Source organism: Leifsonia sp. SIMBA_070 (assembly GCF_046534635.1).
Lineage (GTDB): Bacteria > Actinomycetota > Actinomycetes > Actinomycetales > Microbacteriaceae > Leifsonia.
Window position 1 is genome coordinate 477844 of the sequence record NZ_JAWRYK010000001.1, and the last position, 24593, is coordinate 502436.

The 24593-nt window shown below is 67.5% G+C and carries 17 protein-coding genes and 1 pseudogene; 17 read left to right on the forward strand and 1 reads right to left on the reverse strand.

All coding sequences use genetic code 11. The features are described from left to right. Positions 1 to 50: 50 nt before the first annotated feature. The 10 genes from SB754_RS02165 (at position 51) to SB754_RS02210 (ending at position 9233) form a co-directional block, all read left to right on the forward strand. Positions 51 to 1355 carry an ABC transporter substrate-binding protein gene (locus tag SB754_RS02165; RefSeq protein WP_410780712.1) on the forward strand — a complete coding sequence of 435 codons (1305 nt, stop codon included), beginning with the start codon at positions 51 to 53 and terminating at the stop codon, positions 1353 to 1355. A 79-nt stretch (positions 1356 to 1434) separates the two neighbouring features. Then, positions 1435 to 2367 carry a carbohydrate ABC transporter permease gene (locus SB754_RS02170; RefSeq protein ID WP_410780713.1) on the forward strand — a complete coding sequence of 311 codons (933 nt, stop codon included), beginning with the start codon at positions 1435 to 1437 and terminating at the stop codon, positions 2365 to 2367. Further along, a complete protein-coding gene (locus tag SB754_RS02175; RefSeq protein ID WP_410780714.1) occupies positions 2367 to 3284 on the forward strand; it encodes a carbohydrate ABC transporter permease in 918 nt (305 codons plus the stop codon). The genes SB754_RS02170 and SB754_RS02175 overlap by 1 nt, the downstream gene beginning before the upstream one ends. A 5-nt stretch (positions 3285 to 3289) precedes the next feature. Next, complete coding sequence (locus SB754_RS02180; RefSeq protein ID WP_410780715.1) at positions 3290 to 3961, forward strand: DUF624 domain-containing protein; 672 nt, start codon at positions 3290 to 3292, stop codon at positions 3959 to 3961. Between the two features lie 44 nt (positions 3962 to 4005). Next, positions 4006 to 5196, forward strand: a complete 1191-nt coding sequence (locus SB754_RS02185; RefSeq protein WP_410780716.1) for a glycoside hydrolase family 88 protein — start codon at positions 4006 to 4008, stop codon at positions 5194 to 5196. Between the two features lie 28 nt (positions 5197 to 5224). Continuing rightward, positions 5225 to 6115 carry a fumarylacetoacetate hydrolase family protein gene (locus SB754_RS02190; RefSeq protein WP_410780717.1) on the forward strand — a complete coding sequence of 297 codons (891 nt, stop codon included), beginning with the start codon at positions 5225 to 5227 and terminating at the stop codon, positions 6113 to 6115. After that, entirely contained in the window at positions 6112 to 6876 is a 765-nt protein-coding gene (kduD, locus tag SB754_RS02195) for a 2-dehydro-3-deoxy-D-gluconate 5-dehydrogenase KduD (RefSeq protein ID WP_410780718.1), read from the forward strand. The genes SB754_RS02190 and kduD overlap by 4 nt, the downstream gene beginning before the upstream one ends. A gap of 25 nt (positions 6877 to 6901) precedes the next feature. Further along, a complete protein-coding gene (kduI, locus tag SB754_RS02200; RefSeq protein ID WP_410780719.1) occupies positions 6902 to 7732 on the forward strand; it encodes a 5-dehydro-4-deoxy-D-glucuronate isomerase in 831 nt (276 codons plus the stop codon). After that, entirely contained in the window at positions 7729 to 8634 is a 906-nt protein-coding gene (locus tag SB754_RS02205; RefSeq protein ID WP_410780720.1) for a sugar kinase, read from the forward strand. The genes kduI and SB754_RS02205 overlap by 4 nt, the downstream gene beginning before the upstream one ends. Next, positions 8631 to 9233, forward strand: coding sequence for a bifunctional 4-hydroxy-2-oxoglutarate aldolase/2-dehydro-3-deoxy-phosphogluconate aldolase (locus tag SB754_RS02210; RefSeq protein ID WP_410780721.1), 603 nt, complete (start codon positions 8631 to 8633; stop codon positions 9231 to 9233). The genes SB754_RS02205 and SB754_RS02210 overlap by 4 nt, the downstream gene beginning before the upstream one ends. On the opposite strand, the gene SB754_RS02215 is transcribed toward SB754_RS02210, so the two are convergent. Further along, the gene (locus SB754_RS02215) at positions 9205 to 10326 is read right to left on the reverse strand and encodes a substrate-binding domain-containing protein (protein WP_410780722.1); all 1122 of its coding nucleotides are present in this window, start codon (positions 10324 to 10326) and stop codon (positions 9205 to 9207) included. The genes SB754_RS02210 and SB754_RS02215 overlap by 29 nt on opposite strands. 224 nt (positions 10327 to 10550) lie before the next feature. Between SB754_RS02215 and SB754_RS02220 the strand changes: the two genes are divergently transcribed. The 7 genes and pseudogenes from SB754_RS02220 (at position 10551) to SB754_RS02250 (ending at position 24397) form a co-directional block, all read left to right on the forward strand. Beyond that, on the forward strand, positions 10551 to 15938 hold the full coding sequence (locus SB754_RS02220) for a fibronectin type III domain-containing protein (RefSeq protein ID WP_410780723.1): 5388 nt from the start codon (positions 10551 to 10553) through the stop codon (positions 15936 to 15938). Between the two features lie 36 nt (positions 15939 to 15974). Further along, positions 15975 to 16574 carry an N-acetyltransferase gene (locus tag SB754_RS02225; protein ID WP_410780724.1) on the forward strand — a complete coding sequence of 200 codons (600 nt, stop codon included), beginning with the start codon at positions 15975 to 15977 and terminating at the stop codon, positions 16572 to 16574. A gap of 9 nt (positions 16575 to 16583) precedes the next feature. Further along, complete coding sequence (locus tag SB754_RS02230; protein ID WP_410780725.1) at positions 16584 to 17657, forward strand: DNA glycosylase AlkZ-like family protein; 1074 nt, start codon at positions 16584 to 16586, stop codon at positions 17655 to 17657. A gap of 571 nt (positions 17658 to 18228) precedes the next feature. Beyond that, the gene (locus SB754_RS02235; protein WP_410780726.1) at positions 18229 to 19620 is read left to right on the forward strand and encodes a hypothetical protein; all 1392 of its coding nucleotides are present in this window, start codon (positions 18229 to 18231) and stop codon (positions 19618 to 19620) included. Between the two features lie 864 nt (positions 19621 to 20484). After that, on the forward strand, positions 20485 to 21078 hold the full coding sequence (locus SB754_RS02240; RefSeq protein WP_410780727.1) for an RNA polymerase sigma factor: 594 nt from the start codon (positions 20485 to 20487) through the stop codon (positions 21076 to 21078). Then, positions 21075 to 22679 carry a PQQ-binding-like beta-propeller repeat protein gene (locus SB754_RS02245; protein ID WP_410780728.1) on the forward strand — a complete coding sequence of 535 codons (1605 nt, stop codon included), beginning with the start codon at positions 21075 to 21077 and terminating at the stop codon, positions 22677 to 22679. The genes SB754_RS02240 and SB754_RS02245 overlap by 4 nt, the downstream gene beginning before the upstream one ends. Positions 22680 to 23207: 528 nt before the next feature. Beyond that, positions 23208 to 24397, forward strand: a pseudogene (locus SB754_RS02250) (integrase core domain-containing protein). The last annotated feature ends 196 nt before the right edge of the window (positions 24398 to 24593 follow it).

Consider the following 24593-nt stretch of genomic DNA (forward strand, 5'->3'; position numbering starts at 1 on the left):
AGACCCGGTAGCTCACGACCGGGAACCCATTGCAAAGGAGCAGCATCCCCATGAATCGCAAGTTCACAGCCGCGGTGGCCGTCGGCATCGCCGCCACGCTGTCGCTCGCGGGCTGTAGCGGCGCCGCCTCGCCGGCGCCCTCGGCCTCGTCCGACAACACGCCCGTCACCATCTCGATATCGGGATGGAGCCTCCAGACCACGCCGGAGTTCCAGGTCCTCGCCGACGGCTTCCACAAGGAGCACCCCAACGTCACCGTCCAGGTCAAGGACTACGACGCCGCCAACTACGCGACGCTGCTGACCGCCGACCTCGCCGCGGGCACCGCACCGGACGTCGTGGCGATCAAGCAGGTCACCGACATGGTCACCTTCGCCTCCGGCGGGCAGCTGGTCGATGTCTCCGACGTCAAGCTGACGAACGGCATCAAGGGCGCGAGCTCCTACAAGCTCGATGGCAAGCAGTACGCCATCCCCTACCGCCTCGACGGCAACGTCCTGTTCTACAACAAGGACCTCTTCAAGGCCGCCGGCGTCGCCGACCCCGACGGTTCGTGGACGTGGGACGACTACACCGCCGCCGCCGAGAAGCTCAAGACCGGCCTGAAGGCCGCCGGGAGCTCGGCGCTGCCCGCGTATCTTCACACCTGGAACTCGCAGGTGCAGGGCTTCGCGACCGCTCAGGCGTCCAAGGCGGACATGCTCTCGGGCAACTACTCCTACATGAAGCCGTTCTACGAGCAGGCGCTGAAGATGCAGGACGACGGGCTGCAGCTGCCCTTCGCCACCGCGTCGGCCAACAAGACGACCTACCAGGCCGAGTTCGGCAAGCAGCAGGCTGCGATGGAGCTGATGGGCTCCTGGTACGTCGCCACGCTCCTCGCCCAGCAGAAGAGCGGTGACGCCGACACGTTCCAGTGGGGCATGGCCCCGGTGCCGCAGCGCACGTCGGCGACCGCCGGCACGGACAAGACCCCGGTGACTTTCGGTGACCCCACGGGCTTCGCCATCAACGTCAAGACGGACGGCGCAAAGCTCACCGCGGCGAAGGAGTTCCTCTCCTACATCGAAAGCGAGAAGGCCGCAGAGTCGCTCGCCCAGATCGGTATCTCCCCGGCGCTGGTCACGGATGCGGTGACGAAGAGCTTCTTCGGTCAGCAGGGCATCCCGACCGACTCCCTGTCGAAGTTCGCGTGGGGCAGCCAGAAGATCGCCCCGCAGAACCCGCCGTCGCCGAAGACCCCGATCGCCTCGACCGCACTGACCGCGATGCACAGCGCGATCATGACCGGCTCGACGTCGCTCGACAAGGCCATCAGCGACGCCGGCGCCCAGTTCAAGAACCAGGCCGGCTGATCCGACTCCCCGGGTGGGGCGCGTCGCCTGGCGCGCCCCACCCCATCCCCTCACTTCCACGAACCGTAAGGACGAGCACATGACGGCGATCGCCACCGACGTCGACACGTCACCGGCCCCGCGCCTCCCGCGACGCAGGTCGAAGTTGCGGATGCGCAACACGATCATCGGGTGGAGCTTCATCCTCCCGAACTTCCTGGGCTTCGGGTTGCTGACGCTGATCCCCGTCGTGACGCTGTTCTACCTCGGCTTCACGAACTGGAACATCTTCGGCACCGCGAACTGGACAGGTCTCGCGAACTTCCAGCGCCTGCTGGGCGACACGACGTTCCACACCGCTGTGCTGAACACCTTCTACTTCGCGATCCTCCACATCCCGCTCACGTTCGTCGTCTCGCTGGGGCTCGCGCTGCTGCTGAACACCAAGCTGCGCGGCGTCGCCTTCTTCCGCACGGCGGCGTTCTTCCCGTACATCACGTCGATCGTCGCCATCGCCGTCGTCTGGAACCTGCTGTTCAGCCCGCAGTACGGGCCGATCAACCAGCTCCTCCACTCCATCGGAATCGCCAACCCGCCGACCTGGCTGCAGTCGACCACGTGGGCCATGCCCGCCACGGTGATCGTCAGCACCTGGCGTGACATGGGCTACTACATGATCCTGTTCCTGGCGGGACTGCAGACGGTGCCGCGCGAGCTGCACGAAGCGGCCCGCGTCGACGGCGCCGGCGTCTGGCAGCGCTTCTGGAACGTGACGATCCCGTGCCTGCGGCCGACGACCTTCTTCGTCACGGTCATGCTCACGATCAACTCGTTCAAGATCTTCGACCTGATCCTCGTGATGACGAACGGCGGTCCGGGCAACTCGACGCTGGTGCTCTCGCAGTTCATCTACCAGACCGCCTTCGTGCAGAACCAGTTCGGCTACGCATCGGCGGCATCCATCGTCCTGTTCTTCATCTGCATCATCGTGACGATCATCCAGTTCCTCATCAACAAGCGACGGAGTGCCTGATGAGCGCGATCACCGAACCCGGCACGCTCCAGACGAGCCTTCAGGAGCTGGCCGAGCGTCCTCCTCAGCGCGAGCCGCGCACGCCGCGAAGCCCGGCGCGCCGTGTCGGCCGTGTCGTCGGCTATGTGGTGCTCGTCATCGCCGCCTTCGCACTGCTCGTGCCGTTCTTCTGGATGGTGTCGAGCTCGCTGAAGCCGGCCAACGACGTCTTCTCGGTCCCGGTGAAGTGGCTCCCAGAGACGTGGGACTGGAGCAACTACGCCGACATCTGGACGCACTCGAACATCATCGTCTGGATCCGCAACACGCTCGTGCTCGCGATCGCGGTCACGATCCTCCAGGTCTTCACCGGCTCGTTCGCCGCCTACGGCTTCGCGCGGATGAAGTTCCGCGGCCGGGATGTGCTGTTCCTGGGCTACATCGCGACCATCGCGGTGCCGTGGCAGTCGTACATGATCCCGCAGTTCATCATGCTCTCGAAGATGCACCTCGCGAACACGCTCTGGGCCATCATTCTGCTCCAGGCGTTCAGCGCCTTCGGCGTGTTCCTGATGAAGCAGTACTACGAGACGATCCCCGAAGAGCTCTCCGAGGCCGCCAGGATCGACGGCCTGAGCGAGTACGGCATCTGGTGGCGGATCATGGTGCCGCTGTCCGTGCCGGCGATGGCGAGCCTCACCCTCCTCACGTTCGTCACGGTGTGGAACGACTACCTGGGCCCGCTCATCTACCTGCGGAACCCGGACCTCTGGACGCTTCAGCTCGGGCTGCAGACATTCGTGAGCAACCAGTACGCCGCCAACTACGGGCTGATGTTCGCCGGTCTCGTGATCTCGGTCGTGCCGATCGCCGTCGTGTTCCTCCTCGGGCAGAAGTACTTCGTCGAGGGCATCGCGACCAGCGGAATGAAGGGCTGACGGCGATGCGACGGATCTCCCACGGCTTCGCCTCGACGGCGTTCGACATCGTCTACCTGGGGCTTGCGACCAGCGTGATGCTCGTCGTCGCGAGCCTGCCATTGCTGCTGCTCGCCATCGGGACCGACCCGGTCGAGAGCTGGCCCTACCTCGCCGTGGCAGCGGCGCTCGCCGCCCCCGGCATCAGCGCGGCCTTCACGGTGTTCCGCGAGCACGGGCACACCGGGGTGGGGCCGTTCCGCGGCTTCCTCCGGGGATACCGGGCGACCTGGCGCAAAGCGCTCGCGATCGGGGCGGGCACCGCGGTGCTCCTGGTCGTGCTGCTCGTCGACGTCCGCGCGCTCTCCGCGTCGGCCGTCGGCGTGGTGGTCGTGCCCGTGCTCCTGATGCTGAGCGTCCTCACGCTCGCCGCTGGAATGCTCTCGCTCGTCGCCATCGCGGAGGTGCCGATCGCGCGGATGCGCGACGTCGTGCGCGCGGCCGTGCTGCTCGGCGTGCGGCGGTGGTACCTCACCCTCGTGTCGCTGCTCATCGGCGCCGTGCAGATCGCACTGTTCGCGAACGTGCCCGCCATCGCGGCCGGTGTCACCGCCTCCGCCGCTCTCTATCTGATCTGGGCCAACGGCCGCTACACGCTGCGCCCCGTGCTTCCGGCCCCCAGGCCGGTGACCGACTGACCGCCACACACTCTCCAAAGCCGATTCGACAAGGACTGCCACGCATGACCTCTCTCTCCTCCGCCCCCGGGCATCTCGACGCCGTCCGGACCGAAGCCCGCACGGCACTCGAGGCGGCGATCGCCACCACGCGGCGCAACATCGAGAAGTTCGGCGCCGCCTACCCCGACGACACGACGGCGGACGGCGTCTACCCGGTGCGCCCGGCCTCGCGGGACGTTCCCGAGGGCGGTAACCACGGCTGGACGACCAGCTTCGTCCCCGGCATGCAGTGGATCGCGTGGGAGGCCACCGGGGACGACGAGTTCAAGGAGGCCGCCCTGCGGCACGCCCGCGACTTCGAGCGCCGGGTGGACGAGGGCCAGGACCTGGACACGCACGACCTCGGGTTCCTGTACAGCCTCTCGTGCGTCGCCGCCTGGCGTCTGACGGGGGACGAGGAGGCGCGACGCGCCGCGCTGGCCGCCGCCGACCACCTGATGACCCGCTTCCTCGAGCCGGCCGGCATCGTGCAGGCGTGGGGCGACCTGTCCGACCCGCGCCAGGCGGGCCGCACGATCATCGACAGTCTGATGAACATGCCGCTGCTGACCTGGGCCTCCGAGCAGACGGGCGACGAACGGTACGCGGAGGCCGTGCAGCGGCACACGCTCCAGCTGCACGACCACATCCTGAGGCCCGACGACTCGACCTTCCACACCTTCTACTGGGACGTCGAGACCGGCGAGCCCCTCCGCGGTGCGACCGAGCAGGGCGCGCACGACGACTCCTGCTGGGCGCGCGGCCAGGCGTGGGGCATCTACGGCTTCGCCCTCAACTACCGCGCCACGGGCGACGAGCGGTTCCTCGACGCGTCGCGCCGCTGCGCTGCGTACTTCCTCGCGCACCTTCCCGCCGACAGCGTCGCGTACTGGGACCTCGTCTACACCGACGGCAGCTCTGCGCCGCGCGACAGTTCGGCGGCCGCGATCGCCGTCTCCGGTCTGCGCCAGCTAGCCGTGCTGGAGGACGACCCGGAGGCGGCCGCGCGCGCGACGGAGGCGGCCGATGGGATCCTCGCCTCCCTCATCGCGGACTACACGCCGGAGGATGAGGCGTCGGACGCCCTGATTCTGCACGGCGTGTACAACCTGCCAGGCGACCACGGCGTCGACGAAGGCAACCTGTGGGGCGACTACTTCTACCTGGAGGCGCTCCAGCGCACGGTGGACCCCGAATGGGAGCTGTACTGGTGAGCCCGGCGCGACCCCGAGGGGAGGCGCCATGCGGTTCGTGACCTTCCGCACGCAGGACGGCGAGCGGCCCGGCGCGGTCCTGTCCGGCCCCGACGCAGGCGCCGACTCCGACCGGATCCTCGATCTGTCCGACATCGCATCGCGCGTCGAGGACCTCCTGGCCGATGGCGCGCTGCTCGCGCAGGCCCGCACAGCGGCCGAGACGGCAGACGCGACCGCGCTCCCATCGCTCGGCTCGGTGAGGCTCGCCGGCCCCGTGACGCCGGGCAAGATCCTCTGCCTCGGCTACAACTACCGGGGCCACGTGCCGGACGGCGTCGATCCGCGAGCGGACGACCCCGAGTGGCCGGACGTCTTCGTCAAGACGCCCAACACGTTGGGCGGCCCCTCGGACGCAGTGCCCATCCCGCCGGGCGCGACCGACGTCGACTACGAGGGGGAGCTCGCCGTCGTCATCGGGCGCCGAGCTCAGCGGGTCCCGATCGAGGACGCCCTCGACCACGTCGGCGGCTACACCATCCTGAACGACGTCTCCGACCGGGCCTGGCAGCGCCGGCAGAGCCAGTGGGCGCTCGGCAAGTGCTCCGACGGCTTCGCACCGCTCGGCCCGTGGGTGGTGACGCCCGACGAGGTGCCCGACCCGCAGAACCTCCTCGTCGAGGTGGTGCGCGACGGCGTCGTCACGGTCTCGCAGTCGACCTCGACCACGATCTTCAGCGTGGCGTTCGTCATCCACCACCTCAGCCAGGTCCTGACGCTCGAGCCGGGCGACGTCGTCTCCACCGGCACCCCGCAGAAGCTCCCCGCCGCTCAGGAGGCGCACCGCCCGCTCGCCGGCGGCGACGCCGTCACCGTCCGCATCTCGCGCATCGGCGAGCTCACCACCACCTTCAGCAGTGCCAGGGAGGCCGCAGCATGATCCTCGATTCCTTCCACCTCGACGGCAAGGTCGCGCTGGTCAGCGGATCCAGCCGGGGTCTCGGCCAGGGCGCGGCGATCGCGCTCGCCGAAGCCGGCGCCGACATCGCGCTGCTCGACCGGGGCGACTCCTCCGAGACCGCGGACCGCATCCGGGCGCTCGGTCGTCGGGTGCACCGCATCCGCCGCGATCTCACGTCGGCGACGCCCACCGAGCTGTCGGATGCGGTCGCCGAGGCGATCGCCGAGCTGGGCGGTCTCGACATCCTCGTCAACAACGCCGGCACCATCCGGCGTGCGCCCGCCGCCGACTACTCCACGAGCGACTGGGACGACGTGCTCGCGGTCAACCTCGACGCCGTGTTCCACCTCTCGCAGGCGGCCGGCCGCCACATGATCGCGCGGGGGAGCGGCCGCATCATCAACGTGGCGTCGATGCTGTCCTTCCAGGGCGGCGTCTTCGTCCCCGCCTACACCGCGTCGAAGCACGCGGTCGCCGGGCTCACGAAAGCGCTCGCCAACGAGTGGGCGGCCGCGGGTGTCACCGTCAACGCGATCGCGCCCGGCTACATGGCGACCGACAACACGGCGGCCCTGCGCGCCGATGAGGAGCGCGAGGCGTCCATCGTCTCCCGCATCCCCGCAGGACGCTGGGGCACGCCGGCCGACCTGCAGGGCATCTTCGTCTTCCTCGCCTCGGATGCCGCCGCCTACATCACCGGGGCGATCGTGCCGGTCGACGGCGGCTGGCTCGTCCGCTGACCCCTAGATTCGAAAAGGAGAATTCATGACCACCCCCATCGAACAGCGCTACGCGACCAACCCTGCCCAGATCCCGGGGATGACGACGCAGGAGCTGCGCGACGCCTACCTCATCCCCGAGGTGTTCGACCCGGGCGAGATCCGCCTCACCTACACCCACCACGACCGCATCGTCCTCGGCGGAGCGACCCCGGCCGGAGGCGTCCTCGAGCTCGGCGGCTACGCCGAGATCCGCAGCGACTACTTCCTCGAGCACCGCGAGCTGGGGATCGTGAACGTCGGCGGCGCCGGGACGGTGACGGCGGATGGCGAGGTCTACGAGCTCGTGAACGGCGCGTGCCTGTACCTCGGCCGCGGCATCCGCGACGTGTCGTTCGCGGGCGACACGGCGCAGTTCTACCTCTTCTCCGCCCCCGCGCACACGGCCTACCCGGCTGCACTCGTCTCGCCCGGCGAGGGCACCGTCCGCGAGCTCGGCGACCAGGAGACCAGCAACCGCCGTACGCTCAACCAGTACATCCACGAGAACGGGATCAGGAGCTGCCAGATCGTCATGGGCGTGACCCAGCTGCACCCCGGCTCCATGTGGAACACCATGCCCGCGCACACGCACGACCGCCGCACCGAGTGCTACCTGTACTTCGACGTGCCGGAGGACGCGCGTGTCATCCACCTTCTCGGCGAGCGCGAGGAGACCCGTCACCTGGTCGTCGCCGACCGGCAGGCGATCATCTCGCCGAGCTGGTCGCTGCACTCCGGCGTCGGTACGGCTGCATACTCGTTCGTGTGGGCGATGGCGGGCGAGAATCAGACCTTCGACGACATGGACGCCGCGCCGGTGACCGAACTCCGGTGACCGCGGTGCTGCTCGCCGCCGGCGAGACGATGGCGATGGTCGCTCCGCGAACGGCGGAGCGACTGCACGCCGCCGACGCCTTCCGTGTCGACGCTGGAGGCGCCGAGTCCAACGTGGCCGGTCACGTCGCCGCCCTCGGGCACTCCGCCGCGTGGTTCAGCCGGCTGGGTGCGGATCCGCTGGGCGACCGCATCCTGAACCGCCTCGCGGCTCGCGGGATCGACGTGTCGACGGTGGTCCGGGATGCGGCCCACCCGACCGGGCTCTACGTGAAGGACCCCGGCCACGGCGTTCACTACTACCGCGCCGGGTCCGCCGCCTCCTTCCTCAGTGCGGCCGACGCCGACGCGGTCGACCTCGCGGGCGTCCGCGTGCTGCACGTGTCGGGCATCACGGCGATCATCTCGCCGTCGGCGGCGGAGTTCCTCGAACGTCTCATGGTGCGCGCCCACGCCGCCGGAGTGCTCGTCAGCTTCGACGTGAACCACCGCCCCAACCTGTGGGACGCCGAGACCGCCGGTGCGGTCCTCGCACCGTTCGCCGCGCGCTCCGACATCGTGTTCGTCGGGCGCGACGAGGCGGAGCGGCTGTGGGGAACGGCCACGGCCGAGGAGGTGCGCGCCCTCCTCCCCGACGTCCCGGAGCTCGTCGTGAAGGACGGAGGGCACGGCGCGACGGCCTTCGTGGGCGACGAGGCGGTGTTCGAGCCGGCCCTCCGGGTCGATGTGATCGAAGAGGTGGGAGCGGGCGACGCCTTCGCCGGCGGCTACCTCGCGACGGTGCTCAGCGATCCGCCCGAAGGGAACGCATCCATCGACCGACGACTGCGCGCGGGGCACGCCCGCGCGGCCCTCGTCCTCGCCACGACGAGCGACTGGGCAGAAGAAGAGGAGCAGGTATGACGGACTGGTTCGAAGAGGCCTTCGCCGGAGCGCCGCTCATGGCGATCCTGCGCGGCATGGGGGAGGAGCGCTCCCTGGCGCTGTCGTCGACGGCGTGGGATCTCGGCATCGACGCCGTCGAAGTGCCGCTCCAGACCGCCGAAGACGAGCGCGCCCTCCGCGCGGTCGTGCGTCTCGGAGAGGAGCGCGGCAAAGTCGTCGGGGCCGGCACCATCCTCACCGTGGAGCAGCTGGATGCCGCAGCCGCGGCGGGCGCGCGGTACGTCGTCTCGCCCGGCCTCGATGCCGCCGTCGTGCGCGCGGCGCAGGAGCGCGGCATCCCGATCCTGCCCGGCGTCGCGACGCCCAGCGAGGTCCAGGCGGCGCTCGGTCTGGGCCTGACCTGGCTCAAGGCCTTCCCGGCGACCTGGCTCGGCACGCAATGGTTCGCGCACATCCGCGGTCCCTTCCCGCAGGTGCGGTTCGTCGCGACCGGCGGCCTGAACGCCGCCAACGTCGGCGACTACCTCGCGGCCGGGGTGCGGGTCGCTGCGGTGGGCTCGGCGCTCGAAGACCCTGCCCAGCTCGAGCTCATGGCGCAACTGCTCGCGCGACGCTGACCGTCGACGCGCGGGCGTTCAGTTCGGGCAGCACGTAGGTGCGCTGGACCGGCCGCCGGGCGCCGTCCGTCAGTCGCGCGACCATCGTCTCGACCACCAGCCGCCCGACGTGCTGACGCGGCGGCCGCAGCGCCGTGATGGGCGGCTCGGCGCTCGGCGCCACCTCGTCGTCGTACGCGATGATCGCCAGGTCCCCGGGGATCGACCAGCCGTGGTCGAGCGCATGCTGCTGCAGGAGCACGGCCTGCGGGTCGGAGTGCACGAAGAGCGCTGTGGTCGACGTCTGCCGGCAGCGCTCCAGCAAGCCGGCGATGGAGACCTGCCGGGCGTCCACATCCATCTCCTCCAGCGTGGCGGCGACGTCGACCGTGCATTCGAGACCAAGCTCGCCGATCGCCCTGTCCCAGCCGCGGCGAAGCTGCCAGGAGGTCGGCGAGCCTGTCGACGTGAGGATGCCGACACGCCGGTGCCCGAGGCTGGCGAGGTGGCCGACCGCGAGCGATCCGCCGAACACGTGGTCCGTGGTGACCCACTCGAGGCCGGTGACCGCGAGCGACGACGGCGCGCGGCGCTCGGCGAGCACCACCGGGATCGGAAGGGACTCGAGCCAGCCGAGGAGCGCCCGGCCATCGGCGCCGCGGGTCTCCGGGGCGGCGATCAGCCCGTGGAGGGTGCCCGACTGCACGAGCGTCGCGATCTGCCTGCGCTGGTCGTCGACGGAGTAGCTCGCGCCGCGCAGCACCAGCTGCACGCCCTGCTCCGTGGCCGCGGAGCGGGCGCCGACGATGATCTGCGGCCAGTAGTAGCTGAGCGAGGGGACCACCATCCCGACCCGGAACCGGATGGGCGCATCCGCCGAACCGCCGGCGCGGGCGGTCGTGTCCAGCCGGCTCCGCAGGGTCGCCCCGCCGTGCACGCGCGTGAGGAGGCCGCGGTCGCCGAGGTGGCCGATGTCGCGCCGGATCGTCAGTTCGGCGACGTCGAGCAGACGCGCCAGCTCCGAGACCCGGACGGACCCGGTGCGCTGCAGTTCGGCCAGGATCCGCTCGCGCCGCGACACGGCGAACGGCCGCGGGTCAGAGCTCTCGTTCATGAGGCCACACGATAGCGGACTTGTGTGGAATGGAGCGGAGTAGTTCGAATCCATTCGATTCGGTTCGTTTCTGTTCGGTTCTCTTCCGCTCCGCTGGGTATCGGCAGAAGGATGACAGCCGCAGATGAAAGTCCGCCTCGTCGCGGAGGCGGAGGACGGAGACAGAGATGTCGGAGGCGATGGCGCCCCGTACACGGTCCTGGCGGCGAATCCGCGGGGCGGTTGTGACCATTGCGAGCGCCGGCGTGCTCGCGGCATCCATCGGCTTTCCGGCCGTGGCACAGGCGGCGGTGACCGATCCGGTCGTGGTGACGCTGAACGGCGCAGACGTCGCGTCAGCGGCCAAGAACGTCAACGGCCTCACCTTCAAAGGCTTCGGACTGCTCTCGGGCAACTCGACCAGCTCGTTGCTGATGGACTACAAGGCGCAGCACCCCGACAAGTACTGGCAGCTCGTCCAGACCCTCTTCGGCGGCACCAACCCGATCATGAACACGGTCAAGATCGAGATGGGCAACGACCGCAACACCTCCACCGGCCCCGAGGCCGCGACGATGCGCACCCGTGCCGAGTACCCGAACGTGCAGCGCGAGCCCGGCTTCCAGCTGGCGGCCGACGCCCAGAAGGTCGCAACGGGCACCGTGCACGTCAGCCTCCTGCGCTGGAGCCGCCCGACCTGGGTGACGACGGATGCCGACCAGTACATCTGGTTCAAGAACACCGTCCTCGCCGCGTACCGCGAATACGGCATCATGGTCGACTCGATCAACCCCGACACGAACGAGACCGGCACTCCGAACATCGCGCTGTACGAGTCGTTCTCGGGCTGGCTGCGCGCCGACACGAAGGGCTACGAGGGCGCGACGGCCGACGACCCCAACAACGGCTTCCGGAGCGCCGAGGAGTCGCGGCTGTTCCACAGCATCAAGACGATCGCCGCAGACACGGTCGGGACACCGCCGCTGTCGTTCGGAAACGCCATGACGGCGACCGACCCGACACTGCGCAACGACGTGGACGTGGTCGGATTCCACTACAGCAGCGCCGACGACGCCAACGGCAACATGAAGAAGCTCGCCCAGCAGTTCGACAAGGAGGTGTGGAACTCCGAGGGCCAGTCGACGTTCTCGAGCTCCGCCGACCGGCCGAACAACAACGCGAGCGACGAAGCCGGCGGCGCCGGGACGCAGTTCGGCGGCACCAACAGCGCGCTCGAGATGGGCAACTGGATCACCACGGGGTTCGCCGCCTCCAACCGCACCTTCAGCATCTTCCAGCCCGCGATCGGTTCGTTCTACGACGGCATGCAGTACTCCTCGAAGGAGCTCGTGAGCGCGCGCGACCCGTGGTCGGGATGGACGTACTACGACGGCGGCCTCGACGTCCTCGCCCAGTTCACGCAGTTCGCGAAGCTCGGCTGGGAGAACGCGGACAACAGCGCAGGCATCTGGCGGGCGATCCCGCAGGCGTCGGCGAGCCAGCTCGGCACGGGCAACCCGCCGAGCGGCGCCCGGACGGGCGGGGCCTCGTACACGACCCTCGCGGCACCCGACGCATCGGACTTCTCGACGGTCATCGTCAACGACAGCTCCTACACGCGCACCTACAGAATCGCCGCCAACGGCCTGAACCTCGGCGACGACACCACGATGGAGCTGTGGGAGACGCGGGCCGCGGACGCCGGCCAGGCCTACGATGCGAACTACCTGAAGCCGGTCGATGAGCTCCAGCCGGGGGCCGACGGGTCGTACACGTTCACGGTCAAGCCCTGGTCGACGCTGACGGCGACGACCCTCGACCACGCCACGAAGGCGCCCGACGGCACGCTCACGCCGAAGGCCGGCTACGGCAACACCCTGCCGACCTCCACCGAGTACACGGCGGCCGACGGCGGACGCGACGTGCTCGACACGGATGCGTCGGGCGCCACGAACGGTGTGACCGACGACTCCTACCTCTACGCCGACGACTTCGACTACGCCGACGAGGGCGACGTGAAGACGTACGACGCTGCGACCGGCACGCTCGTCGACAGCGGGGAGTCGTACCTCGACAGCCGCGGCGCGAAAGTCAAGCCCGCCGGAACTCCCGGCGTCGCGACAGTCGACAATGGAGCCACCCCGCGCTACACGAACGACACGAACGGCGCGTTCGAGTCGGTTGCGACGAGCGATCCTGGTCACGGCCGCGTGCTGCGACAACAGGTCGGCCCTGGGATGGCGGGCAGCGCCTGGAACGCGGGCGACCCGAAGACGACGATCGGCGACGGCCGGTGGGCCAACTACACGGTGTCGTCCGACGTGGCGTTCGAGGCGGCGGCTTCGGGCGAGTACGCAACGATCGGCGCCCGCGAGCAGGGCGGCACGGCGAACGGGCAGAACGTCTCGGCCGCCGAGCTGAAGGTCGACCCCACCGGCGCCTGGACCTTCCTGCGCTTCGGCGCCGCCATCGCCAGCGGCACCGTCGCCGGAAACGCCGGAGTCGCCTTCAAGCCCGGTGCAGGAGTCTGGAACACTCTCGCCGTGACCGTGGCCGGATCCGTCTACAGCGCCTCGATCAACGGCACGCAGATCGCGACGTACACCGATGCCTCCCCGCAGGCCACGGGCCGCATCCAGCTCGGATCGAGCTTCGACTTCGTCGACTTCGACAATCTGAAGGTCACGACGGTTCCCGGCTACACGCCGTACTACACCCAGCTCATCGACGGCATGCACCAGGCGAGCTGGGCGAACCGCTCGACGCCGGTGCTCCAGTTCGACAGCGGCTGGAGCAACATCAACGGCCAGGGGATGTTCGAGTACCAGCGCACAGCTTCCAACAGCACGCGTCAAGGCGCCGCGATGACCTACACGTTCGCGGGCACCGGGCTCGACATCATCGGCACGAACACCGGTAAGCCGACGCTGAACGTCACCGTGGACGGGACCCAGGTGGTGGCGAACGCGCCCACCTGGGCCGCCGGAAGCGAGCGCACGGCGTTCGAGCTGCGCGGCCTGAGGAACGGCACGCACACCGTGGTCGTCGCGACCGCCAACGCGAGCCCGATCGACGTGGATGCGGTGGGCGTCATCACCGCGAACGCCGACTCGTCCGCGGTCGACACGGCACCCCTGGCCGCAGTGGTCGCGAAGGGCGACGCGCTGCACTCGGACGACTGGAGCGCGGACTCCTGGTCCCGGGTGAGTGCGGTGCTGAAGGACGCGCACGCTGCCCTCACGGATCCGTCCTCGTTCGGTCTCGACGCCGAAGGCGCCGCCGCGATCACCTCCCGGCTGACGGCGGCGATCGATGCGCTCGTGCCAAAGGACGTCAGCACGGACGTGCGCGATCTCGGAATGATCGCGGTGTCGACGGCTGGACGCGCGCTGCCCAAGACCGTCTCGATCGACGACTCGGATGTCGCAGCCACCTGGGATGCCGCCTCCCTCGCGGCGGCCGCCTCGACAGCGGAGCTCGGCAGCTTCACGGCGACGGGACGCGCGACGGACAAGAATTCGGCCGGGGTGTACCAGCGCTTCAGCATGGTCGTCCTGATGGTGCCCGCGAACCTCGCGTACTTCGTCGACTCCGGCGCATCGACGTCGGCGGCTCCCTCCGCCTACGCCGCCGCAGCCGCTCTGTTCCCATACCTGCAGAACGGCACAGCCGACCAGAAGTGGGACGGCACGGCCACCGGCTCCACGTGGGGCTACTCCACGACAGCGACGACCGTCGCGGCCGGCACGCCGACCGACTGGGGATCCTCCTACGTCGGCGCCGATTACAACAAGCCCGTCACGTACCACCTGAGTCTGCCCGCGGGCAGCTACAACATCGTCGGCGTGCAGGCGCCTCGCGCCGGCCTGACGACGAACGTCTACTCGAAGGTGGGCGTCCACGGTGGCTCCGCCACGACGGTGACGGCGGTCTCGAACGGGTCGGTCACGCCCGTCGCGCAGCGGATCACCCTCGACGCGCCCGCGGTCGTCGATCTGGAGTTCGGCACGAACGGCACGAGTGGCTACAACGCCCGGCTCGCACTCGCCTACGTTCAGGCGCTTCCGCGCGACCTCGGTGTGCAGGGGACCGTGGGCCTCGCGGACGCGCTGCCCGACACGGTCACGGTCGGTGGGGCGGAGACGGCGGTCAGCTGGGACGCCGCATCCGCTGCGCAGCAGCGCACCCTGTACGGCACGCTCACCGTCTCGGGCACGATCGGCGCAGACAAGGCGCCCATCGTCGCCTCGTACGAGGTGATCCCGAAGGGGCTCGTGTACTTCATCGACTCCGGCACCAACGGCGCCGCCTCGCCCGAGTACAGCGCGGTGCAGCTGTCGGTGCCGAGCCTCCTCAACGGCGCCGTCGACCAGGCGCAGCCCGCTGCCGGCCAGTGGGGCTACGACCCGAACGGGATGGTGACGAAGTCGTCGACCGACATCACCAACAAATTCTCGACAGGGCTGTACCAGAACACCACCCGGCTGACCTATCACCTGCCGTTGCCGGCCGGGACGTACACACTCACCGGCGGCTTCACCGAGTGGTGGAACCTCGCCCGGTCGATGTACCAGACCGTGTCGGTGAACGGGACGGAGCTGGCGAAGGGGAGCGTCCCGCTGTCGGGCACGAACACGCCGCTCACCGCGGACCTCACCTTCACGCTGACCGCGCCCGCCACCGTCGACTACGTCGTCACCAACGAGGGCGCAGGCAGCGAGAAGCCCGTCATCTCCTGGCTGGCCGTCGCGGATGTGACCAAGGCGGCGGCTCCCAGCGACGTCACGGCTGTCACGACGGGCGACACGTCCGTCCGCGTCTCGTGGGCCCCGTCGTCGCCCACCGGTCTCGGGTTCACCGGGTACCGCGTCTACGACGGAGACGACTCCACCCCGGTGTGCACGACGACGAAGACGTCATGCACCATCACCGGGCTCGACCTCGGCTCCACGCACACCTACACGGTGACCGGCGTCAACCAGCTCGGCGAGGGCTCCCCCTCTGCAGCATCGAACCAGGTCACACTTCCGGACGTGCGGTCGGACGATGGCGCCACCTCGGCTCCCGGCAAGGCGGTGCTCTCCTCGAACGACGGATGGGACAACGGGCTGAAGGACGGGACGTTCGACATCACCATGAACCTCTGGTGGGGCGTCAACGGTCAGCTGTTCCGGCTGTACCAGGACGGCACGCTCGTGAAGTCCGTGCGGCTCCCGATGGTGTCGCCTCTCGGCCAGCAGGCGGTCGTCCACATCGACGGCCTGAAGAACGGCACCTACACGTTCACCGGCGGACTGGAGAACTCGAAGGGCACCACGGCCACCCAGCCGCTCACCGTGAAGGTGACGGATGCGTCGCCGGGCACACCGGTGCTGTCCGCGGGCGCCCAGCGCGCAGACGGCTCGTTCGCCCTCTCGGCGGACCTGTGGTGGGGGACCAACGCGACTTCGTACACGTTCCGCGAGGGAGCCACCGTGATCGGCTCCGGCAGCCTGACGGCCGCCACCCCGAGCGCCCAGCACGCGTCGGTCGACGTGACGGGTGCATCCGCCGGTACCCACACCTACACGGTGACGTTCACCAACAAGGCAGGCTCCACGACGAGCAAGCAACTCTCGGTCAAGCTCCGCTGACGCGCTATCGTCGAGCGTGTTCGCCGAAGGAGGTCGATGGTGCCGATCACGGACCCGCTGCGGCCTGTCCCTCGGGGCTTCGCCACCGGCGAGTTTGCGCTCCGTCCGATCACGGCGGCCGATGCGGAGGCCGACCATGCCGCGCTGATGGAGACGCGCGAGGAGCTGCGTTCGTGGGAGCAGACCGCGTGGCCCGAGGACGACTTCACGGTGGAGGCGAACCGCGAGGACCTGGCCGGCCTCGAACAGCGGCATCGGGAGCATCGCGCCTACACCTACACCGTGACGGAGCCCGGCGGCGGCCAGTGCCTGGGCTGCGTCTATGTCTTCCCCACAGAAGCCACGTTCCTTGCGAAGTCCACCGTGACCGCCGTGACCGCGGATGCGTGGGCGGACGTCGAGGCCGTCGTCTATTTCTGGGTTCGCCGCACGCGCATGGAGACCCGCATGGACGAGCGTCTGCTCTCGGAGCTCCGCACCTGGTTCAGCGGCGGAGAGTGGGGCCTCCAGAACGTCGTCTTCGTCACGAGCGAGCTCTTCACGCATCAGGTGGAGCTGATCCAGCGCACCGATCTGGGCCTGGAATTCGAGCTGGAGGAGCCCGGCAAGCCCGCGAGATACCTCGTCTACGGCTGACGGACCGCCATGCACCAGCTCACCCGTGACCAGGCGCGCCGCCTCGCCGTGCAGGCGCAGCTGCTGGACGCCGATCGTCCGGACGACGTGGTCGGGATCGCAGAGCAGCTCGGCGCCATCAAGATCGACCCGACGGCGACCATCGCCCCGGCGGAGCACACCATCCTGTGGTCGCGGATCGGCCCGACGTACGACAGGGGCCAGCTCGCGAAGGCCGTCGAATCGGACCGGCTGCTGTTCGAGTTCGACGGTGCCTTCCGCCCGGTGAGCCTGCTGCCGTTGATGCTGCCGGCAATGCGCCGCTGGCCGCGCCGCGAGAGCAGCAGGCAGTGGCTGGAGGCCAACGATGCCTTCCGGATCGAGATCCTGGCACGGCTGCACGCGGAGGGTCCGCTCCTCGCGAGCGAGATCCCGGACACGGCGCAGGTGGCTCGTCCACCGGACGGTTGGTACGGGCCCAACCAGGTGGTGCACATGCTCGACTTCCTGCAACGGCAGGGGGAGGTCGCCATCGTTGGCCGCGAGGGGCGCCACCGGCGGTGGGACCTGGCCGAGCGCGTGTATCCACAGGGCCTCCCCGAATACGCCGAGGAGGAGGCCGAACGCCTGCTGAACGAGCGGAGGCTGCAGGCGGCCGGCATCGCCAAGCAGAAATCGCCCTGGACCCCGGTGGGGGAGGCCGGCGAGCCTGCGGTCGTCGAGGGGATGCGCCAGAAGTGGCGTGTCGACCCGGAGGCGCTCGCGGCCCTCGAGAACGACCCGGGCGGCCGTGTGGCCTTCCTCAGCCCGTACGACGGCATGCTCTTCGACCGCCCGCGGCTGCGCGAGCTGTTCGATTTCGACTACGTGCTCGAGCAGTTCAAGCCGAAGCCGCAGCGGAGGTTCGGCTACTTCGCCCACCCGATCCTGCTGGGCGACCGATTCGTGGGGATGCTGGACGCCGAGGTCGACCGCGAGCGCGAGGAACTCCGGGTCACGGCCGTGCACGAGTTCGTTCCTTTCGACGAGGACGAGCTCGAGATGATCCACGCCGAGATCACGGACCTGGGCCGGTGGCTGGGCGTCGACGTCCCGGAGTGGTGAGACAGTATGAGAGGTCTCAGGGCCGCTCGGCCCCTCGTTGAAGATCAACCACTCAGCTCGGTCGAGGACTATCGGCTAGCGCTTCGCGATCACCTGCCACGTGTTCGCATCGCCACCGGCGTATTGGACAACGATGGTCGTGTGCTTCCAGTCGTCGCGATGTGGTTCAGAGGGCTAATCGGCTACCTCTTCTTCTAGGGTAAGGCGACGACCGCTTCCGCACACGTTTCCCGCGGCTTCAAGAACTCCCGGGTGATGCCTGCGACCCGAAAACGGAAACACCTCGGGTCTTCGCGGGACGTTATGAGACCAATATGGTCCTGGACGTGCTCGTATCGAGCACGATCCTCACAACAGTCGAGCGCGATCCTCACAACAGGCAGCCGGTGTTTGGCAGGCGCCAAGTCCTATATCCAAGTCAATATGCGCGGAATCGTGGCGAGGCGCCGGATGCCGCGACCAGTGACGTGGCCTAGTTGACGTGCGCCGTCCGGTGATCCGGACGTTATCCAAACGGCAATGTCGGACGTGTTCGGTATTCTTCTTGGCACGTACCAACGAAAGGACCTCGGTGCCCGAAGAGGCCGATATTGACATCGATTCAACCAGCCATGGCGGTCCCGCAGAGCCGCTGACGCCATCTGGGACTCTTCGAGAGGATCTCCTGGAGTTCTTGTTGGACTTATGGACGAGCCAGCGGGAAGTCCTCCGGCTCGCGAAGCAGTGGTCGCGATATGAGGGAGAGATCGATGCGGCAACGGAGCGAGCGCTCGCGGCGATGGGTTCGAGCGGAGACGACTTGCTTGCGGGGGTAGAGGCGGCCCGGGCCGAATTGCGATCAGACTCTAAGCTGTCGTCCGATCAAAAGAACCAGGCCCTTAGGCGTGCCCTTCAGAGCATGCCTAACGAACGAGCCCAGAAGGCGAATGGACGCGCCGGGGCCGCTTTCCGAAGCGTTACCAATCGTCGAAAGGATTTGGGCCTCCTTTCCTCGCAGCTGGTCACTTTGGTTGCCGATTTTGAACTGTTCGTTTTGAGGGTCACGACTGCTTGGCTCGAATTCGATTCGTCACACGTAGCTGACCGAAAGAAGGAGCTGTCGTTCGAGCAGTTGCAACGATTTGGTTCGGTTCACGAGATACGCCAGTCAATGGTGGACACATTTCTCGAAGAACACATGCGTAAGTCCGCCGCATCGTGGTTCAGCGCATTCTGCTCGATGCTGAATGCCGACAAGATTGAAGGTTCAGACGACTTTGTAACGCTTGAGGTGTTCCAGCGGCGTCATATCATCGTGCATCATGGCGGCCTTGTTTCGCGGCAGTACATGAACCAGCTCGCCAATCACAAGCACAGTGCGAAGCTCGGGGACCATCTCCCTGTGGACCTAACGTACGTTGAAAATGCAGCAGACGCCCTGGCGATCGCCGCGCATTCCATTACAGTTGCCGCTCTCTTTCAAACGGTCAAGTCGGCAGATGAACGCACGTGGGTCGAAACTGAGGTCGGGGAACTCACCTTTCTTCTGTTGAACCAGGAGCGCGAGAAAGTCGTGGAGCGCTTCGTTAGCAAGTTCAGGCTTGATCGGATTAGGCGCGAGTTTTCGCAGGGGCAGATCAGAGTCAACGGTTGGATTGCCGCCAAGCGACTTGGCCACGGAGATGAGGTCCGTGCGCAAGTCGAAGCGTGGGATGTCGAGGCAAAGGACGACGGCTTTAAGCTCGCCAAAGCCGCACTCCTTGGGCGGCTGCATGATGCCGAGAAGTACAGCAAGCGAATGATCGCCGCGGGCGAATTCTCGCCGTACGCCATTGGCACGTGGCCTCTATTTGAAGACATCCGCGAGGAGCTGCTCAAGGCGGTTGACGCCAAACCGTCTCCATCGTCACGGCCCTTTAATTTCTTGCGCGTCATTTCCCCCGATGCCGCCAGCAAGAAGGACGCCACTGAGAACGGGAAGTAGCCGCGATCGGTAGCAAGAATGGTGCTAACCAGACCGCGGTTTATCTGGTTAGATAGTTGGAACCGAACTCAGCGAAAGGGACGATATGTCCGGAGAAGACTTCTGACGCATCTCTTTGTAACACCAAGAGAGGGAGCCGCATCGCGGCTCCCTCTCTTTTTCGCTAGAGTTGCGGCGGTCCCTGCATCGTCCGGGGCGAATACGAGTATGGGATCCTCTGTTTTTCCAGACGCGCTCGCCAGCGCGCGCCTGACGGCGTCCGGCCAGATGCAGGGCGAATCACCGTCATCGCCCTGCGCGGCGGCTAAATCCTCTCCACCCACACCATCGACCCTGACCGCTACTACTGGCGAAACCAACAAGAAGAGCCCGGCCGATGGCCGAGCTCTTCTCAGTAACCTAATGTCGCGACTCAATGTCACCTATGTCGCGACTCAATGTCACCTATGTCGCGACTCATCACAATTGGCGGAGAATGGGGGATTCGAACCCCCACGCAAGCCTTCTAATGGCCCGAGAAGCCGCCAAGATCGCCGGAATTCCGGGCATTTCGTGGGCTTTGTGATGACAGCGATCGCGTGCGATTTCAGAAAAGTGTGGGCAAAGTGTGGGCACGGACTTCATCGGCCGTCTGCAACACGCACCGTTGGCGTCACCATTCACGTGATCACTTGCCGCTGGTCGCCGCTGCCATCTCGCAACCAGAGGGGTGCGCGCCAGCAGCGCTAAAGATCTCCAGACTCTTCGGCCGGTGGAGCCCCTCACTTTGCAGAGTCCCGCCAACCAAACTGAGCTTGGAGACGGGCTGGGCAGGACGGACTGGTACATGATGGAACCTTTCCGGCCGATCGGACACTAGGGGATATGAGCAACGTTGGATCGGACGAGGCGGACGCCTGGTCCCTGGCGCGAGACGGGGATCCTGACGCGTTCACGTCCCTGTTCGACAAGCATCGCGACCGCGTCTTCGGTCACGCGCTGCGACTAGTCCGTCAGCCGCACGACGCAGAGGACGTCACTGCCGTGGTCTTCCTGGAGGCCTGGCGTCGCCGCGACGCCGTCCGCGTTGTCGACGGCTCGATCATCGCCTGGCTCCTGGTCACCACGAACAACACCGTGCACAACCTCGAACGCGGTCGCCGCCGTCACCGCGGGGCGCTCGCCCGCATGTCCGAACCCGGTCTCGAGCCTGACCACGCCGACGGCGTCGCCGACAACCTAGACAACAAGGAACGGGACCGACGCGTTCGGGACGCGTTCGCCAGCCTGTCGACCGCCGATCAGAACGTGATCACGCTCTGCGTGCTGGAGGAGCTTCCGCTCGCCGAAGCGGCACGCACCCTCGGCGTCCCCGTCGGGACGATCAAGTCCCGGCTCTCCCGCGCCAAACGCCGCCTCGGCGATCTCACGCTCGCCTCCGAACCTATCCAGCCCGCCTTCGAAGGAGGTGCAGAATGACCGCCACCGGCCCCGTCTTCGATCCGGCGCGCAGCGCCATCCTCCGCGACATCCTCCACGAGACCGTCGCCAAAGCGCCGGCGCGACCGACGCGCACCCGTTTCGCTCTCGTCGGCGGTCTCGTCGCAGCGGCCGTCCTCCTCGCGGGGGGAACCGCCGCCCTGGCACTCAGCGGCGCCCTGCACTTCGGACCGTCGGAGCCCGCGCCCGCGCCGGCTCCGACACCGAGCATCACCTCCACGCCGGCCCCGACGCCCACGTCGACACCGTCTAGTCGCCCCATCGCCGTTCAGACCACACCGATCCAGCGGCATGACGTCAACGAATTGGGATCGACGCCGTGGTCGCTGGACCTCCCCGGTACCGGACGGTCCTGTGAGCAGCGCCACGTCTACGACATCGCCGACGGCCTCGCTCTTGTTCAGCTGGGGGCACATGTCGTCGGCGACGGCAGCCCGGATTGCAACGATGACCTGCAGCACGTCTCCGTGTCTCTCGTCGACACGCGACAGGGCACGCCCATGTGGACGCGCGAATGGACCTGGCACGCTGCGCCACTGTACGACGTCGGCGTCATGGTTCTCGGCACGTCGGGACGGATCCTCGTCGTCGACGAGGCGTTGGGAGGCGGACCGCATGACGTCATCGACCTTGCCACCGGTCGGACTCTGGCGGACTTCGCCGGCGAGAAGGCCGACATCCTGCTCAACGCGCAGGCCGTCCCGGGTGATTCGGGCGACATCGTCATGAGTACTCCCAACTCGATCGTCCGGGTCGACCCCCGCGACGCGCACAGTCCTCGGTGGTCAACGGACATCCCTGGCAAGTCGGCTTCGGTCTACCCGATGGTGGGCGACACCGACTTCCTCCCTGTCAGCATTCTGTTGAACGCGCCCGGTCCCGACGGGGGCCCCTACGAGTCCGCGCGCATCGACCTACAGACCGGACGGCTAGACCCTGGACCGAGCGCCATTGCGCTCATCCAGACCGACTCCCATCCAGCGGTGATCTCCCAGTACACCGCGGGACAGCCCACCGAACTGACCGGTCTCGATCGGTCGGGCCAGGCAACCTGGACTCGGCGGCTCCCACCGGGCTCCGATGTCCGGGCCGTCAGCACATCGACCAGTGTCCCTGGTACCGACGTGAACTATCCGGGCGCGTCCGACCTCATCGCCGTCGTATCTACCTCCGGGATGACCATTCTGGAATCCGCCTCCGGAACGGAACGCTGGTCCGCCTCCACGGCACGATGCGGGTTGACGGACCGTGTCGCCGGGTCCTCCCCTCTCGTCACCGTCTTCCTCGATCCCGAGCACGACACCCTGACGGTCGTCCACGACGGCACCGGCACCTGTACCTTCACAGCGTCGACGGGAGCACCTCGGCCGCTGCCGGATCTGCCGAGCGGGTCGGCGCTTTTCTTCGGCCCTGACAACACCTACGTGTTCACGAACGAACCGAGTGGCGACCTCACGGCATTCGACCGACAGACGGGGACGAAGCTGTGGAGCTCGACCGCTACGAATCCGGGCTCATGGTTCTTCGCAGGCGGCTATCTCGTGCGCTTGAACGGCGACCAATTGACAGCGGTGGGCTGAGACGCTGCGGATCAGGAGCCGACGATGGCAAACTGCGCCGCGCGTCGGTCGACCGTGTCAGAAACGAGCCTGGATGGAGCTCCGGGCTCGCAGCCGACGGCCTTCCTGGGAAAGCGCACGGCGAGGAGGGCGGCGGGTGCGCCTGGCCGGCCCAGATTGCTGCGCTAACGCAGGCCAGAAGACTCGGGCCAAAGAGGGCACAGACAAAAAAGAAGCCGCGAACGGAGAGGACAAATCAAGGGAGAGGGCGACGGAATCAAGAGATCGCAACGTACGGAGGAAGAACGAATCGGACACGCAGCCGATGAATGACGATCGAAGGCAATGCACGTAGGCACTCTTTTGAGTGGACCGTGTTATGTCTCAGGACATAGGTGACGAATCTGCCTCAGGACATCGGTAACACTTCGGCGGTCTTTGGTGGTGACACTTCTCCCCGATCTTTGAGGAATGAGCCGTGTCGAACCCGTTGATCCCCGTGTCCGTCTCGCGATCGCCCAGTGGCCACCGGATGCCCCGCGCGGGTCGGTGACCACCTTCTGCACCGAGCACGGCATCTCCCGAAAGACCTTCTACGAGATCCGCAAACGCGCGGCGGAGGACGGCCCCGCCGCGGCGCTCGAACCCCGATCCCGTCGCCCTCGAGCCAGCCCAGGCAAGATCACCGACGAGATCAAACAACAGGCCATCCAAGTCCGGGCCGCGCTGGAACAGTCCGGCCTGGACCACGGCCCAATCAGCGTCCACGACAGGATGCGGGCGCTTCGGATCACCCCGGTTCCCGCGGTGTCCTCACTGGCCCGTATCTTCCGCGACGCCGGCGTCGCCCGCCTCGAACCGCGGAAACGACCACGCGCCTCCTACCGCCGGTTCGTCTATCCGGCGCCGAACGCCTGCTGGCAGATCGACGCCACCGAATACGTCCTCACCGCAGGGCGCAAGTGCGTCATCTTCCAACTCATCGACGACCACTCCCGCCTCGCCGTCGCCTCCCACGTCTCCTTGACCGAGAGCTCGGAAGGCGCGATCGCCGTGGTCACCAAAGCAATCCGGATCCACGGTGTTCCCCAGCGGCTGCTGTCGGATAACGGTATGGCGCTCAACCCATCCCGGCGCGGGTTCGCCGGGCAGCTGACCACCTACCTCGCCTCCTTCGGCGTCGAGGCGATCACCGGCAAACCATTCAAACCCACCACCCAAGGCAAGAACGAGCGCTTCCACCAAACCCTGTTCCGCTACCTCGACAAGCAACCCATCGCCGCCACCCTTCAGCAGCTGCAGGAGCAGGTCGACGCGTTCGACATCATCTACAACACCCAACGACCCCACCAAGCCCTCCCCGGACGCATCACCCCGCAGCAGGCCTGGCAGGCCACCCCGAAAGCCGAATCACCAAGGCCACCTGCACACGACTCCCGACTCGGACGCCGTGACGACGGCATCCGCGTCAAGCTCGTCGACCGCGGCGGCAGCGTCGAGTTCCACGGCATACGATTCGGCATCGGCCGCGACTACAGCAAGAAACGAATCGCGATCATGGACACCGGCCCCACCATCATGTTCTTCGACCTGGGCGGCACCCTCATCATCGAACAACCCTGGCCCTCACCCGGCGTCAAATACGTCAGCAACGGCCGACCCCGCGGCCGACGACCCAACCCCACCCCAGAAGAACCGTCACCGATGTCCTGAGACATCAACCGCTACCGATGTCCTGAGACACTTCCGCTTCCGATGTCCTGAGACATCACACTTTTGAGTGGACCGAAAAATCGCCGGAATGTCGGGGGTCGCGTGTAAACCCAGTTGCATGGCCAAACGGGGGAGCTTCGGCAGGGTTGAACGACGCGTGGCGTCCTATGCGCGGCAGCGGCAGGAGCACGAGGTGGCGGCTGCTCGACGTGCTGAAGGGCG

Coding starts and splice junctions, on each gene's coding strand:
- SB754_RS02165 (WP_410780712.1), top strand. CDS start 51: ATGAATCGCAAGTTCACAGCCGCGGTGGCCGTCGGCATCGCCGCCACG.
- SB754_RS02170 (WP_410780713.1), top strand. CDS start 1,435: ATGACGGCGATCGCCACCGACGTCGACACGTCACCGGCCCCGCGCCTC.
- SB754_RS02175 (WP_410780714.1), top strand. CDS start 2,367: ATGAGCGCGATCACCGAACCCGGCACGCTCCAGACGAGCCTTCAGGAG.
- SB754_RS02180 (WP_410780715.1), top strand. CDS start 3,290: ATGCGACGGATCTCCCACGGCTTCGCCTCGACGGCGTTCGACATCGTC.
- SB754_RS02185 (WP_410780716.1), top strand. CDS start 4,006: ATGACCTCTCTCTCCTCCGCCCCCGGGCATCTCGACGCCGTCCGGACC.
- SB754_RS02190 (WP_410780717.1), top strand. CDS start 5,225: ATGCGGTTCGTGACCTTCCGCACGCAGGACGGCGAGCGGCCCGGCGCG.
- kduD (WP_410780718.1), top strand. CDS start 6,112: ATGATCCTCGATTCCTTCCACCTCGACGGCAAGGTCGCGCTGGTCAGC.
- kduI (WP_410780719.1), top strand. CDS start 6,902: ATGACCACCCCCATCGAACAGCGCTACGCGACCAACCCTGCCCAGATC.
- SB754_RS02210 (WP_410780721.1), top strand. CDS start 8,631: ATGACGGACTGGTTCGAAGAGGCCTTCGCCGGAGCGCCGCTCATGGCG.
- SB754_RS02215 (WP_410780722.1), bottom strand. CDS start 10,326: ATGAACGAGAGCTCTGACCCGCGGCCGTTCGCCGTGTCGCGGCGCGAG.
- SB754_RS02225 (WP_410780724.1), top strand. CDS start 15,975: ATGGTGCCGATCACGGACCCGCTGCGGCCTGTCCCTCGGGGCTTCGCC.
- SB754_RS02230 (WP_410780725.1), top strand. CDS start 16,584: ATGCACCAGCTCACCCGTGACCAGGCGCGCCGCCTCGCCGTGCAGGCG.
- SB754_RS02240 (WP_410780727.1), top strand. CDS start 20,485: ATGAGCAACGTTGGATCGGACGAGGCGGACGCCTGGTCCCTGGCGCGA.
- SB754_RS02245 (WP_410780728.1), top strand. CDS start 21,075: ATGACCGCCACCGGCCCCGTCTTCGATCCGGCGCGCAGCGCCATCCTC.